Below are 14,618 nucleotides of genomic sequence, written 5' to 3'. Positions count from 1 at the left end.
AATAACTAACATTTAAAATTAAATTAGCTTAAAAATAATAATATTTAGGGAAAGTAGAAAAGCCTAAAAGCTTTCCCACTCGTCGTTGTTTGTTTTGTTAGATACTACTTTTGTATCTTTTTTTGTTTGTGTATCTTTTTGTTTTGAATTTGATTTTATTGGATTTGAATTATCTTTTTTATTTATTTTTATATCTTTTGCTTTTACTTCATTCTTTCCTTCAAACTCTTTTGCATTTGCATCATTTACTATTAATTTTGCTATTTCATCTGTTATTATTGCTACATCATGTGTTTGACTCGCTACTGCTGCATTTTGTTGTGTTTGTTGGTCTAATTGATTTACTGCATCATTTATTTGTTCTATTCCACTTAATTGTTCTTTACTTGACATCTCTATATCTTGTATTAAGTTTATTGTTTGTGATATATTTTGATTTAATTCTTTATATCCACTTATCATATTTGATGCTATCTCTTTTCCATCATTCGCTTTTTTTGTTGCATTTTCTACTATTATTTTTATCTCTTTTGCTGCTTCTGCTGAACGAGATGCTAGATTTCTTACTTCTTGTGCTACTACTGCAAATCCTTTTCCTGCTTCACCTGCTGTTGCTGCTTCTACTGCTGCATTAAGTGAAAGTATATTTGTTTGGAATGCTATTTGATCAATTACAGTTATTGCTTCATTTATCAAGTTTACTTGATTATTTATTTCATCCATTGACTGAGTTGTTTGATTTGCAAGTTTTTCACCATCACTTGCTGACTTTGTTACACTATTTGAGTAACTAGCCATTTTCGCTATATTTTGTGTATTATTTCTGATATTTGAAGTTATTTGTTCTAAGGCTGCTGCTGTTTCTTCTAAACTTGCTGCTGCTTCATTTGAGCTTATATTTAATTTATCTACATTTGCCAATAATATATCCGAGCTTTCATCCAACGTCAATCCATTTGTTTTATTCTCTTTTAGCATTGTATTAATTATTTGAGCTAAGTTATTTATTCCAACAGAAATATTACCTTTATCATCAATTCTTCCTCTAAAATCAAGTTTTGCAAAATTATCTAAAACTTTTATTACGTTGTTTACATCTTCGCATACAGAATTTTTAGTTGTTTCAAGCATTTCATTAAATGTGTTTTTTAACTCTTCAAGATTTTCATTTTCAGTTGATTTTTCTATTCGTTTATTGAATTTCCCATTTTTTACTTCATTAACAACTCTTTTTACATCTTCTATCAAATCATTATCTTGAATAATTAATTTTTCCGTTTTCTTGATATTTTCATTTATCATTTTTGCCATTTGACCAAATTCATCTAACGAATCTATTTGTATTGATTTTGCAACTTTACTCTCTTTATTTAAATATGAGAAGAAATCTAATAATCCATTTTTTATTGTTGTTAAATTTTTATTTAAAATTCTCATACTATAAATCAATACAAGAACAATAACTACTAATACTATTAAACCTGAAACTATCGAAAAATTTCTAATAAAATTTGATTGTTTTAAATACTCTTTTTCTGGAACAGTAGCTATAAATGTCCAATAATTTTTTGTTTCACCAAATTCAAATGGATAAGCATAAGAGTAAGAATCTTCACCACTTTTTAGATTTTTTGCAAGATATGAATAATCTTCACCTTTTTTAGACATTTCTAGCGATTTTAAAATATTTTCATTTTTTGTTAAATCTTTTAAACTTTTTCCTAAATTTTCAGGATTTGCATGACTAATTATTTTTCCATAAGCATCAACAACTGTTCCATATCCTGTATCAAATAATTTAATTTCATTAACTTTTTTATTAAATGAATCTAAAGAAAAATCAACTCCAACTGCACCTATAAATTTACCTTGAAAATACACAGGAGAAGAAACTGTAGTTAAAAGTACCTTTTTCCCATTTATATCATAATCATATGGTTGTGTTATAGAAACTTGTTTATTTTTATAAGGAAGATTTATCCATTCAGAGTTTATGTTAAAATCAGAAGAAGGCTCTATATTGAAAGAACCATCACTATTTCTTACAACATAAGGTTGAAATGCACCTTTTTTTGTATAGTAATTTTCTTTATCTGTACCATCATTTTTTTCATATACTAATGTTCCATCTTCAAAAGTAAACCATACACCTAAAATAAACTTATTTTGTTCTAAAAGAGATTTAAAATATTTTATTGTTCCCTCTTTTGACAATTTTTCATGATGTTCAATAGCACTTTCGTATTTATTCGATATTGTATTTGAAATAACTATTGCTTTATCAAGAGTATTTCTAATATCTAAAGCATTCTTTTTAGCTAATTCATTTATATAATGTTGGGCATCATTTCTTGAATTTTCATAAGAATATGAAGATACAATATATATCATTAAACTAAGAGAAACTATACTTGTTGAAACTAAAATTAGTAATAATTTTGTCCCAAAATTCAACTTATTCATTCTTACTCCTCGAGTAGTTGGTATAGAATTATTATTTAGAAATATAATTCTTTTTAATAACATTATAATATCATTTTTATTGAAAAATAAAACTTCTAAATATATTATTTTTTAAACAGTTGTAAATATTTTTTTGGGATGAATAGTTTTTTTGAAAAAGTGCGAAAGCCTAAAAGCTTTCCCACTCGTCGTTGTTTGTTTTGTTAGATACTACTTTTGTATCTTTTTTTGTTTGTGTATCTTTTTGTTTTGAATTTGATTTTATTGGATTTGAATTATCTTTTTTATTTATTTTTATATCTTTTGCTTTTACTTCATTCTTCCCTTCAAACTCTTTTGCATTTGCATCATTTACTATTAATTTTGCTATTTCATCTGTTATTATTGCTACATCATGTGTTTGACTCGCTACTGCTGCATTTTGTTGTGTTTGTTGGTCTAATTGATTTACTGCATCATTTATTTGTTCTATTCCACTTAATTGTTCTTTACTTGACATCTCTATATCTTGTATTAAGTTTATTGTTTGTGATATATTTTGATTTAATTCTTTATATCCACTTATCATATTTGATGCTATCTCTTTTCCATCATTCGCTTTTTTTGTTGCATTTTCTACTATTACTTTTATCTCTTTTGCTGCTTCTGCTGAACGAGATGCTAAATTTCTTACTTCTTGTGCTACTACTGCAAATCCTTTCCCTGCTTCACCTGCTGTTGCTGCTTCTACTGCTGCATTAAGTGAAAGTATATTTGTTTGGAATGCTATTTGATCAATTACTGTTATTGCTTCATTGATTAGATTTACTTGATTATTTATTTCATCCATTGACTGAGTTGTTTGATTTGCAAGTTTTTCACCATCACTTGCTGACTTTGTTACACTATTTGAGTAACTAGCCATTTTCGCTATATTTTGTGTATTATTTCTTATATTTGAAGTTATTTGTTCTAAGGCTGCTGCTGTTTCTTCTAAACTTGCTGCTGCTTCATTTGAGCTTATATTTAATTTATCTACATTTGCCAATAATATATCCGAGCTTTCATCCAACGTCAATCCATTTGTTTTATTCTCTTTTAGCATGTGTGTTAATGTTTCTTGTAATGTATTTAAACCATTTACTAAAGTCTCAAACACTCCACCTTTTTCATCATCTTTTTCCATTTTGAACTTAGGTCTGAAATCATTATGAGAATAAGAATTTAAAACTTCATTTACATGCTCGAATCTTGTTCTTGTATTTTCAATCATTTTATTTACGTTATTTTTAAACTCTTCTAAAGAACTATTTGAAGTTTTTTTCTCAATAAATTGTGAATACCAACCATTATTAACTCTTGTCATTACTATTTTTGCTTCATCTATTAAGAAATTATCTTCTTGAATTAATTTTTGAGTTTTAATTATATTTTCATTAATTACATCAGCCATTTCACCAAATTCATCTTTTGATTTAATTTCTAAAAGAGTTACATCTGAAGTCTCTTTATTTAAAAAAGAGAAGAAATTTAATAACTCTTTTTTAAAGCTATTTAGTTTTCCTGTAATATCAGTAATAATCGTATATGATAAAAATAAAATTATTAAAAAAGAACCTAAAATCGTCATTATAATCACTGTTATACTTGTGCTATAAATATTTTCTGCAATTTGAGTTTCACTTTTTGCAACATCTAGTTGAAGTGTAATTAATGCTGAAATTTTTTCACCAATTGGATCTATATTTGGATAAAGTTCTTCAATAGTTATTTTTGAGATTAAATCAAGATTTTTATCTTCACAGGCTTGTTTTATTTTATTTACTTCACTATTACCTATATCCATTAAATGATTTACATCTTTTACTAATGTTTCTTCTTCTTTAGTTAAAGATGTTGATAAATATTTATTCCAATTATTTTTTATCTTTTCTTGAGCACTATTGATATTTGATATACATTTTTCAAATTCAAAATTACCATTTCTTGTTTGATGTGTCGTATCAACAATATTTACAGCATATTCATCTGCAATTATTTTTAATTGTTCTAATGGAACAACTCTATCATTATAAACTCTTTCTAAACCATTGTTTACCTCTTTTAGTTGAATTATTCCTAAAGCACCTAAAATGATAATTCCAACCAAAGCAACAAAAGAAAGTATTGATAACTTTAGTTTGGTTTTTAAATTCTGCAACATTAATAAACTCCTGATTATTTTTTAACTATTTGTATAATTTTTCGCAATTATAGCGAAAAATAGTATTACAACAATATCTTTTTAGAAGAATTACAAACAAATAACAAAACAAAAAAAAGATTAATCTTTTAAATAAAAGGAAAGCCTAAAAGCTTTCCCACTCATCGTTATTTATTTTTGTAGATACTATTTTTGTATCTTTTTTTGCTGAAGTTGTTGAAGAAGGTTTTAATGTAGTTTTTTTCACAGGTATTGTATGAGTATCTTTTTTAGAAGTTAAATTCATATCTTTTGCTTTTACTTCGTTTTTACCATTAAACTCTTTTTCATTTGCATTTGCAACAATTAATTTTGCAATTTCATCTGTAACAACAGCTACATCATGAGTTTGATTTGCTACCATAGCATTTTGTTGTGTTTGTTGGTCTAATTGATTCACTGCATCATTTATTTGTTCTATTCCACTTAATTGTTCTTTACTAGACATATCTATATCTTGAATTAAATTAATAGTTTGAGATATATTTTCATTTAGTTGTTTATATCCATCAATCATATTTGAAGCTATTTCTTTTCCTTGATTTGCTTTACTTGTTGCATTTTCAACAATTGCTTTTATCTCTTTTGCTGCTTCAGCACTTCGTGATGCTAGATTTCTTACTTCTTGTGCAACAACTGCAAATCCTCGCCCTGCTTCACCAGCAGTTGCTGCTTCTACTGCTGCATTAAGTGAAAGAATATTTGTTTGAAAAGCAATTTGGTCAATTACACTTATAGCTTCATTGATTAGATTTACTTGATTATTTATTTCATCCATTGCATTTGTTGTTTGATTTGCTAGTTTTTCACCTTGATTTGCTGAAGACGTAACTTCATTAGATAATTTTGCCATTTTTGCTATATTTTGTGTATTATTTCTAATATTTGAAGTTATCTCCTCAAGTGCTGCTGCTGTTTCTTCTAAAGATGCTGCTGCTTCATTTGAACTTAAATTTAATTTATCTACATTTGATAACAATATATCAGAACTTGCGTTTAATGTTAATCCATTTGTTTTATTATCTATTAACATTTGAGTTAAAGTTTGTTGCAAAGAATTTAACCCATTTACTAAGTTTTCAAAAACTCCACCTTTTTCATCATTTTCTTCCATTTGAAGAGCTTTTCTAAAATCATTGTTTGAATATTGAGTTAAAACTTCATTTACATGAGTAAATCTATTTCTTGTATCTTGAATCATTTTATTTACATTATTTTTAAACTCTTCTAATGATGTATTTGAAGTTTTTTTCTCAATAAATTGTCCATACCATCCATTATTTACTCTGCTCATTACTACTTTTGCATCTTCAATTAAAGCATTATCTTCTTCAATAACTGTTCTTGTTTTCTCAATGTTTTCATTTACTACAACAGCCATTTCTCCAAATTCATCTTTTGAATCAGCTTTAATTAATTCAACATTTGATGATTCTTTATTTAAATATGCAAAGAAACTAAATAAACCTTGTTGTAAATATTTAAGAGAATTTGTTATTGAATTTGTAATGAAAAATGCAATTATAATAGATATTAAAATAACAATAACAATAATACTTATAAGTAATATTTTTGCATTTGAGTATATAACATCACCCTCATGACTTGACTCTTGTCCACCTTTAATATTTAAATCAACTAAACTTATTAATATTGAAGAAAATTCATTATATACCTTATTACTTTCTCTAACCAATTTAAGTGCATCTTCTGTTCTATTTTCTCTCGAAGCAGAAATAAGCTTTTCATGTAGTCTTAAATATTCATTGAATCTTTCAGTAAATTTTCCATAGATTGCTCTTTCTTCATCTGAAGATATTAAACTTTCATATGTTTGAAAATCTTTTTTCATAACTTCCAAAGTTTCTTTCATCTGAACTTCATCTTTTGCCATTTCTTCATCACTTTTTGATAAAATATGATCATATTCAAATATCCTAAAATCCGATGTTTCTGTATTGATTTTATTTGTTATAACAATACTTGGCATCCAATTTTCTGCCATTATTGTAGATTGTTCGTTAACTGTTTCCATTTTTATTATTGAAACTATTCCTAAAACAACTATTAATAAAGATACTATTCCAAAACCCAAAATAAGTTTTTTTGCAACTTTTAAATTTTTAAGCATTTTTTTTCCTATTATAAATTTATATTAAAAGCTTAGAAGCTCTTATGTATATACAAAACTTCTCATTATTTTATGACTCAATTCTAAATTATAATAATACTAAACGATAATACTATAAAAGTATCATTTTTAAATTAATCTTTAATATCAAACAAATATAGCGTAAATATATCATTATATTAAATAAAGATAAATAGGATAAAATTTCTCTTAGATAAGATAAAATTTAATAAAGGAATTATAATGATAAAAAAGATATTACTTTTAATTTTGCTGATTTTTAGTTCATTATTTTCAAAGGAGAACAATATGAGTATTTATGATTTTAATGTAAAAACAATTGATGGTAAAGAGATTTCAATGTCAAAATATAAAGGCAAAGTTCTTTTGATTGTAAATGTTGCAAGTAAATGTGGATTTACAGGTCAATATGAAGGATTAGAAACTCTTTTTGAGAAATATAAAAATAAAGATTTTATGATTTTAGGATTTCCATCAAATCAATTTGCAAATCAAGAACCTGAATCAAATGAAAAAATCAAAGAGTTTTGTAGTTTAACATATGATGTAAAATTTGATATGTTTGCAAAAATAGATGTAAATGGAAAAAATGAATCTCCTTTATATACTTTTTTAAAAAATGAACAAAAAGGTATTTTAGGAACAAAAGATATAAAATGGAACTTTACAAAATTTTTAGTTGATAAAGATGGAAATATTGTAAATAGATATGGAAGTTCTACGACTCCTGAATCAATAGAAAAAGATATATTAAATCTTTTATAAAAGGATAAAAAATAGAAAATTTTTTAAATAATATCCAAGAAGCAATTTCATATATGACTTCTTGGGAGATGTTAGCAGTTTTTTTATCAATTACATATCTAGTACTTGCTATAAAACAAAATCTTTGGTGTTGGGCTGCTGCATTTTTTAGTACATTAATTTATAGTATTTTGTTTTTTGATGCTTCACTTTTGATGGATAGTTTTTTAAATATTTTTTATCTAATAATGGCTCTTTATGGTTGGTATTCTTGGAAATTTGGAAATATAACCCAAATAGAAAAAGAACTTGAAATAAGTAGTTATAGTTTTTCTAAAAATATAAAAATCATCCTTTCTTTGACAATTATCTCTTTATGTTTGGGATATTATATGGCAAATTATACAAGAGCAGATTATGCATATTTAGATACATTTACAACTGTTTTTGCTGTTTTTGCTACTTATATGCTTACAAAAAAAGTATTAGAAAATTGGCTTTATTGGGTTGTTATAGATGCTGTTTCGATTTATATTTATATACATAAAGGTTTTTATTTAACAGCTGTTTTATTTTCAATATATACTATTCTTGCAATAATTGCATTTAAACAATGGAAAAAAGAGTATATAAGTTTTGACTATTGAAGAATTAGAAACATATAATATTTTTAAAGAAAAATTATTAAGCCTTGAATTACTAAAAAATCAAGGGTTTAATAATATAAGTTATCTTTTAAAAACATCTATCAACTCTTATGTAATCAGAGTTTTCAAATCAAATAGTAGTGTAAATATTAGTAGAGAATTTGAATTTAAAATCCAAAAACTTGCATACAAAAAAGATATTTGTTCAAAACCTATTTTTTTAAATAATAAATTTATGGTTTATGAATATCAAAAGGGATTTCATAAAACAAAATTGAAAACTCATGAACTTAAAACTCTTGTTTTAAAAATAAAAAAACTACATCAAATAAAAATAAAAACTATATCTTATAATATAAAAAAAGATTTACTTTCATATAAAAAAATTCTAAAAGATGAAAAAAGTCAAAAACTTTTACAAAACTCTTTTAAAAATCTCAATATATTAAAAAAGTACAAAAAAGAATTAGTTTTAACGCATCATGATCTAAATCCCAAAAATATAATTTTTAGAAATAATAAAATAAAAATAATTGATTGGGAATATGTTGGAACAAATGATAAATTTTTTGATTTAGCTTCTGTTTGTATAGAGTTTTCATTAAATAATATAGAAGAAAAAATATTATTAAAAACATATTTAAAAAAAATTAAAAAAAATGATATTAAAAAATTAGAACTTTATAAAAAAATATATAAAAATCTTTGTACTTTATGGTTTATAAATTATGAATAACAATATTATATTTTACTAGCATAAAAAATTATTTTTATGCTATAATTATTATAAAATAATTAAAAAGATGTCTATGAAAAATAAAAATTTACTTATTTATTTTACAGTTACAATGATATTTTGTTTTACACTTTTTATAATAAAATATATAAGTGATACAAAAAATGATTATCAAAAGATTTCTGAAAAAATATTATTTCAACAAGCATCAACACTATTTAATAACATAGTAAATACCAGAAAATGGAGTTCTGATCACGGTGCAGTTTATATAAAAGCACATGATGGAATAAAACCAAATCCTTATTTACAAGATAATCATGAATATACTAAAAATGGTGAATTACTTATAAAAATGAATCCTGCTTGGATGACAAGACAAATATCAGAAATGTCTAACAAAAAAGAAAATTATTTTTTCAAAATTACCAGTTTGAACCCTCTGAATCCAATAAATGCTCCTGATGATTTTGAAAAACTTGCATTAAAGAGTTTGAAAAATAGTAATGAAGAATTTTATACAAGTATAGGAAAATATAAATATGATTTTGTTGCACCTTTAAAAGTTGAAGTATCTTGTCTGGAGTGTCATAATACAAATAACTATAAAGTTGGAGATATAATTGGAGGAATAAGAGTTAGTATTCCAACTGAACATTATACAGAAAATATAGAGATTATAAACTCAAAAACCAATTTACTTTATCTTGTTACATTTTTTACTTCGATTATATTCATAATAATTATTACATTTACAATTCATTCTATTTATACAAGAGAATTAAATATCATGAAACTAAATAAAACTCTTGAAAGTAAAGTTAATCAAAGAACAAAAGAGTTAAGAAGAGCAAATAAAAAATTACTAGAAATTTCAACTATTGATTATTTAACAAATTTATCAAATCGACGACATTTTTTTGATATTGGAATAAAAGCTTTTCATTTAGCAAAAAGAGAAAAAAATGATTTATCAATAATTTGTATTGATATTGATTTTTTTAAACAAATAAATGATAATTATGGTCATCATATTGGAGATGAAATTTTAAAACTTATTGCAAATAAAATGTCAAAATGTGTAAGAAAATCAGATATTCTTGCAAGAACTGGTGGAGAAGAGTTTACTATTTTATTAAATAATACTAATGAAAATAGCGCATTTATTCTTGCAGAAAAACTAAGAAATATAGTCGAAACTTCAAGTTATAAAAATGATGAAATTGATGTAAAAATTACTATTAGCTTAGGAATTAGCCAACTAAAAGATGATGATGAAGATTTAGATTCTATTATATTAAGAGCAGATCGAGCGCTTTATATTGCAAAAAAAGATTCAAGAAATAAAACTGTCATATATCATTTTTAACTTTTATAGCTCTTTTTAGAAGTAAATCAAAATGATATTTGCCTTTTAGTTTTTCTTTAGAATCTTCAAATTTTTCTTTCATCTTATCATCCAATGTTGTTCCGTTGTTTTTTAATGATTCAAATATTTGTAAAACTCTTTCATCACTTAATTCACTTAATTTTGAATCTTTTACTATTTGAGGAATTTCACTAATATCTAAATTTGGCATTTTGAAATCACAATAATATTGAGATAAATCATTTATTCCCCAATATTCCAATCCTAATTTATTATAAAAATCTAAAGACGAACTCACACAATTCATCTTAAATCTTTTAATATCTTGATTTGATAAATGATTAAAAAGATATTTTAATAATTTATAAGCATATCCATTATGTCTATGTATATTTGGTGTTAATAAATTATGAATAGTTAAATATTCATTATCTTTTGAAATAGAGTAAAATAAATAACATAAATGTTTGTTTTTATCATTAATTAAACAAATTGGTGGAAATTTTTCCCAACTATAATAATTATCCCACCATTCAAGAGCATTTTTTGAAAATGATAAACTTTTAAAATCAGCAATTTTTTTTACTGAGATAAGATACTCTTCTCTGTTTAATTCAATAACTTTCATTTTTTATCCTTCTTTTCATTCTAGTCTTATTTTATAAAGATTAGAGATATTAATTGTTTATATTATATACATGAATTTTTTTTACATATTTAAAACTCTTTAGGGTATTATTCTAAAATGAATTTACATGAGAAACTAAAACAACTTCCTAATGATTCGGGAGTTTATCAATACTTTGATAAAGATGGTCATTTACTTTATATTGGAAAAGCAAAAGTTCTAAAAAATAGAGTTAAGTCATATTTTAAATTTGTGCCAAAACTACAACCAGCAGATAAACTAAGTCCAAGAATTTATAAAATGATTAGCGAAGTTGAAGCTCTTGAGTGGATTGTTGTACCAAATGAACATGATGCACTTATTTTAGAAAATTCATTAATCAAGCAATTAAAACCAAAATATAATATTTTACTTCGTGATGATAAAACATATCCATATATTTTTATTGATTACAATGAAGATTTTCCAAGACTTGAAATCACAAGAAAAATACATAAAAGCAAAAATATAAAATATTTTGGACCTTATTCAACAGGTGCAAAAGATATGCTTGATAGCATTTATGAGATTGTTCCATTAGTTCAAAAAAAATCTTGTGTAAAAGGTAAAAAAGCTTGTCTATTTCATCAAATACAAAAATGTTATGCTCCGTGCGAAAATAAGATTTCAAAAGATGATTATGCAAAAATAGTAGAAAATGCCTTAGAATTTATCTATAATAAAACAAAACTCATTTCTAAACTAAATGAAAAAATGCTTCAATATTCAAATGATTTTAGATTTGAAGAGGCAATGACTTTAAGAGATAGAATCAAAACTATTGAAAAATCACAAATAAAAACTGGAATTGATTTAGCTACAAATGAAGATATTGATATTTTCGTAATAACTACAAACAATAAAAAAGCAGTAATTGTACGAATGTTTTTAAGAGATGGAAAATTAACTTCATCAAGTCATGACTTTTTAAAAATTGATAATTTTACACAAGAGTTTGATTTTGATTATGAAGAGGCTTATAAAAGAGCTATTATAAACTATTATGACAATGAAATTCCTCTTTTACCAAAAGAGATTTTAGTTGGATGTGAATTAGAAGAAACAAAAGAGATTGAAGAATTTTTATATACAAGATTTAATAAAAAGATAAAAATTATAAATCCTAAAAAAGATAAGAAAAAAGATATTGTTCAAATTGCCTTTAATAACTGTGATGAACTTTTAAGACTAGAATCATCAAAAAATCAAACTTCTATTTATGAGGATTTAAAAGAGTTATTTACTCTTCAAACTCTTCCATATATAATTGAAAGTTTTGATAACTCTCATATGATGGGACAAGCAACTGTTGGAGCTATGATAGTTTGGAATGAAACTTTAAACTCTTTTGATAAAAAAGCTTTTAGACACTATAATCTTGAATCAAAAGACGAATACTCTCAAATGAGAGAAATGTTAATAAGAAGAGTTGAAAGTTTTGAAAAAAATCCGGCACCTGATTTGTGGATAATAGATGGTGGAGAAACTCTTTTGAAACTGGCATATGACATAGTACAATCTGTTGGAGTTAATCTTGATATTATTGCAATTGCAAAAGAAAAACTTGATGCAAAAGCTCACAGAGCAAAAGGTGCAGCAAAAGATATAATTCATTATAAAAATAAAAATGGTGAATTTAAAAGTTTTAACTTATTAACAAGTGATAAAAGATTACAATTCGTTCAAAGACAAAGGGATGAAGCTCACAGATTTGCTATAACATTCCATAAAAAACAGAAAAGAGCCCAAGATAAACAAATTTCTTTATTACAAATCAAAGGAATTGGTGAAGCAAAAATCAAAAAGCTTCTTTTATATTTTGGAGAATTTGAAAAAATAAAAAATGCATCTTTAGAAGAATTAAAAAATGTATTAAATGAAAAAGATGCAAATACAATTTTAAATTATTTTATAGCCTCAAAGGATTAATTTTGGCAAAAATCTTATTAAGAAAAGAAAATCTATTTTACAATCTAGATATTATTTCAAAAAAAGCTGGCTCAATTGAAAAGGTTGCAGTTGTTTTAAAAGATAATGCTTATGGACATGGACTTATTGAAATAGGAAAACTTGCAAGTGAATATGGAATTAAAAAAGCAGTCGTTAGAACAATAGATGATGCACTTAAAATTGAAAAATTCTTTGATTATATTGTAATACTTGCAGAAAAATCTTTTCACACTTATTCACATACTTTTCACATAGCACTCAACACATGTGAAGACATTGAAAGACTACCCATAAATTCAAATGTCCATATCAAAATTGATACAGGAATGCACAGAAGTGGAATAAAACCTTCTGAGCTAGAAAAGGCTATTTTAGGGCTTTCTAAGAGAAATATACACATTACAGGAGTATTCACACATCATAAAGGTGCTGATGAATTATCAACAAACTTTTTCTGGCAAAAAGCCGTTTTTTCTAGTATTAAAGAGAATGTGAAAAAAATATGTGAACAACTTTCTTTACCTATTCCGGCTTTCCATTCTTGTAACTCAGCAGCACTTTTTAGAACATCAGATTTTGATGAAGATTTTGCAAGAGTGGGAATAGCAACTTATGGATACATAGATAATGCAGATGTATTTAAATTTCCAAAATTAAAACCTGTTATGTCACTTTGGGCAAATAGAATTTCAACTAGAACTTTAAAAAAAGGTCAAAGTGTAGGTTATGGTGGTAAATTTTCAGCAACTGAAGATATGATTGTTTCAAATTATGATGTTGGTTATGGAGATGGTTTTTTAAGATTAAATGAAAGAAAAACTTATACTACTCCAAAAGGTTATAAAGTTTTAGGTCGAGTATCAATGGATAATTTATCTTTAAATACAGATGATGAAAAAGTTTGTATTTTTGATGATGTAAATGCTTTAGCAAAAGTTCATGATACAATTACTTATGAAATCACAACAACACTAAATCCAAATATAGAAAAAGAAATAGTATGAAAAAATTTGTTCTTTCACTTTTTGTTTTAGTAACTCTTTCAAATGCAATGACATTTGAAGAAGTTTATACTATTCATAAAGTGCAAGGAACAATGAAAGCATTGGGTTATTATAAAGAGTTAGAGAAAGATAATAATCCAAAAGCTATCCATGAGTTAGGTATTATTTATCTAACTGGTGATGGAATAGCTAAAAATGTAAATAAAGCATATGAATATTTCACAAAAGCTTCAAATTTAGGATTTTTAGAATCGACTTATGTTCTTGGAAAAATTCATCTATCAAAATCAACTCAATATTATAATTTAGTAAAAGCCTATAATTTTTTTGTTGATGCAGCAAATAAAGGTCATGCAAAATCTCAAATGATGATAGGAAGATTTCTTTTGATGGGAGAAATAGTAGATAAAGATTATGAAAAAGCTTTACACTACTTCAAACTAGCTTCAAAACAAAAAGAGTACGAAGCAAACTGCTATATTGCATATATGTATGCAGCAGGAATGGGAGTTTTTCCAAATTTTGGAAGAGCTCATGTTTTTGCAAATGATGAGTACCAAAAAGGGAACAAACTTTGTGTAAAAGTTTGGAATGACTATAATCTAGGAAAATATCCAAAAGATGATGGTTGGAAAATTGGTGATTATAATGAGCCTGTTAAATAA

General features: G+C 25.0%; 11 protein-coding genes. 7 read left to right on the top strand and 4 right to left on the bottom strand.

Going from position 1 to position 14,618, the window contains the following annotated elements:
* Nucleotides 1-63 precede the first annotated feature (63 nt).
* From ADFLV_RS04745 to ADFLV_RS04735, 3 genes are all read right to left on the bottom strand, one after another.
* Nucleotides 64-2,463 (bottom strand): methyl-accepting chemotaxis protein, encoded by a 2,400-nt coding sequence (locus ADFLV_RS04745; protein ID WP_172658757.1) that lies wholly within the window; start codon nucleotides 2,461-2,463, stop codon nucleotides 64-66.
* Between the two features lie 169 nt (nucleotides 2,464-2,632).
* Nucleotides 2,633-4,645: a HAMP domain-containing methyl-accepting chemotaxis protein gene (locus ADFLV_RS04740; RefSeq protein ID WP_172658756.1), complete on the bottom strand. Its 2,013-nt coding sequence runs from the start codon at nucleotides 4,643-4,645 to the stop codon at nucleotides 2,633-2,635.
* A 145-nt stretch (nucleotides 4,646-4,790) separates the two neighbouring features.
* Nucleotides 4,791-6,815, bottom strand: coding sequence for a HAMP domain-containing methyl-accepting chemotaxis protein (locus ADFLV_RS04735; protein WP_129010917.1), 2,025 nt, complete (start codon nucleotides 6,813-6,815; stop codon nucleotides 4,791-4,793).
* 309 nt (nucleotides 6,816-7,124) lie between these two features.
* On the opposite strand from ADFLV_RS04735, the gene ADFLV_RS04730 reads away from it, so the two are divergent.
* The 4 genes from ADFLV_RS04730 to ADFLV_RS04715 all read left to right on the top strand — a co-directional run bounded on the left by ADFLV_RS04730 (nucleotide 7,125) and on the right by ADFLV_RS04715 (nucleotide 10,332).
* A complete protein-coding gene (locus ADFLV_RS04730) occupies nucleotides 7,125-7,601 on the top strand; it encodes a glutathione peroxidase (protein WP_014473724.1) in 477 nt (158 codons plus the stop codon).
* A 68-nt stretch (nucleotides 7,602-7,669) separates the two neighbouring features.
* On the top strand, nucleotides 7,670-8,227 hold the full coding sequence (gene pnuC, locus ADFLV_RS04725) for a nicotinamide riboside transporter PnuC (RefSeq protein WP_228712373.1): 558 nt from the start codon (nucleotides 7,670-7,672) through the stop codon (nucleotides 8,225-8,227).
* Entirely contained in the window at nucleotides 8,217-8,963 is a 747-nt protein-coding gene (locus ADFLV_RS04720) for a choline/ethanolamine kinase family protein (protein WP_129010919.1), read from the top strand. The genes pnuC and ADFLV_RS04720 overlap by 11 nt, the downstream gene beginning before the upstream one ends.
* A gap of 73 nt (nucleotides 8,964-9,036) precedes the next feature.
* Nucleotides 9,037-10,332 (top strand): diguanylate cyclase, encoded by a 1,296-nt coding sequence (locus tag ADFLV_RS04715; RefSeq protein ID WP_164968495.1) that lies wholly within the window; start codon nucleotides 9,037-9,039, stop codon nucleotides 10,330-10,332.
* On the opposite strand, the gene ADFLV_RS04710 is transcribed toward ADFLV_RS04715, so the two are convergent.
* Nucleotides 10,316-10,960, bottom strand: coding sequence for an N-acetyltransferase (locus ADFLV_RS04710; protein WP_014473720.1), 645 nt, complete (start codon nucleotides 10,958-10,960; stop codon nucleotides 10,316-10,318). The genes ADFLV_RS04715 and ADFLV_RS04710 overlap by 17 nt on opposite strands.
* A 117-nt stretch (nucleotides 10,961-11,077) precedes the next feature.
* On the opposite strand from ADFLV_RS04710, the gene uvrC reads away from it, so the two are divergent.
* The 3 genes from uvrC to ADFLV_RS04695 are packed head-to-tail and all read left to right on the top strand — an operon-like array spanning nucleotide 11,078 to nucleotide 14,618.
* Nucleotides 11,078-12,928, top strand: a complete 1,851-nt coding sequence (gene uvrC, locus ADFLV_RS04705) for an excinuclease ABC subunit UvrC (RefSeq protein ID WP_014473719.1) — start codon at nucleotides 11,078-11,080, stop codon at nucleotides 12,926-12,928.
* Nucleotides 12,929-12,930: 2 nt separating this feature from the next.
* Nucleotides 12,931-13,953 carry an alanine racemase gene (locus ADFLV_RS04700; RefSeq protein ID WP_129010921.1) on the top strand — a complete coding sequence of 341 codons (1,023 nt, stop codon included), beginning with the start codon at nucleotides 12,931-12,933 and terminating at the stop codon, nucleotides 13,951-13,953.
* Complete coding sequence (locus tag ADFLV_RS04695) at nucleotides 13,950-14,618, top strand: tetratricopeptide repeat protein (protein ID WP_129010922.1); 669 nt, start codon at nucleotides 13,950-13,952, stop codon at nucleotides 14,616-14,618. The genes ADFLV_RS04700 and ADFLV_RS04695 overlap by 4 nt, the downstream gene beginning before the upstream one ends.

Origin of the sequence: Arcobacter defluvii (genome assembly GCF_013201725.1) — a bacterium.
In the GTDB taxonomy this organism is placed as follows: domain Bacteria; phylum Campylobacterota; class Campylobacteria; order Campylobacterales; family Arcobacteraceae; genus Aliarcobacter; species Aliarcobacter defluvii.
The sequence above is the reverse complement of the archived record's forward strand: the minus strand, read 5'-3'. Positions and strand labels throughout refer to the sequence as shown.

Excerpts from the sequence above, each read along its gene's own strand:
- ADFLV_RS04735 (WP_129010917.1), bottom strand. The coding sequence starts at position 6,815 with ATGCTTAAAAATTTAAAAGTTGCAAAAAAACTTATTTTGGGTTTTGGA.
- ADFLV_RS04740 (WP_172658756.1), bottom strand. The coding sequence starts at position 4,645 with ATGTTGCAGAATTTAAAAACCAAACTAAAGTTATCAATACTTTCTTTT.
- ADFLV_RS04745 (WP_172658757.1), bottom strand. The coding sequence starts at position 2,463 with ATGAATAAGTTGAATTTTGGGACAAAATTATTACTAATTTTAGTTTCA.
- ADFLV_RS04730 (WP_014473724.1), top strand. The coding sequence starts at position 7,125 with ATGAGTATTTATGATTTTAATGTAAAAACAATTGATGGTAAAGAGATT.
- ADFLV_RS04715 (WP_164968495.1), top strand. The coding sequence starts at position 9,037 with ATGAAAAATAAAAATTTACTTATTTATTTTACAGTTACAATGATATTT.
- uvrC (WP_014473719.1), top strand. The coding sequence starts at position 11,078 with ATGAATTTACATGAGAAACTAAAACAACTTCCTAATGATTCGGGAGTT.
- pnuC (WP_228712373.1), top strand. The coding sequence starts at position 7,670 with ATGTTAGCAGTTTTTTTATCAATTACATATCTAGTACTTGCTATAAAA.
- ADFLV_RS04695 (WP_129010922.1), top strand. The coding sequence starts at position 13,950 with ATGAAAAAATTTGTTCTTTCACTTTTTGTTTTAGTAACTCTTTCAAAT.
- ADFLV_RS04710 (WP_014473720.1), bottom strand. The coding sequence starts at position 10,960 with ATGAAAGTTATTGAATTAAACAGAGAAGAGTATCTTATCTCAGTAAAA.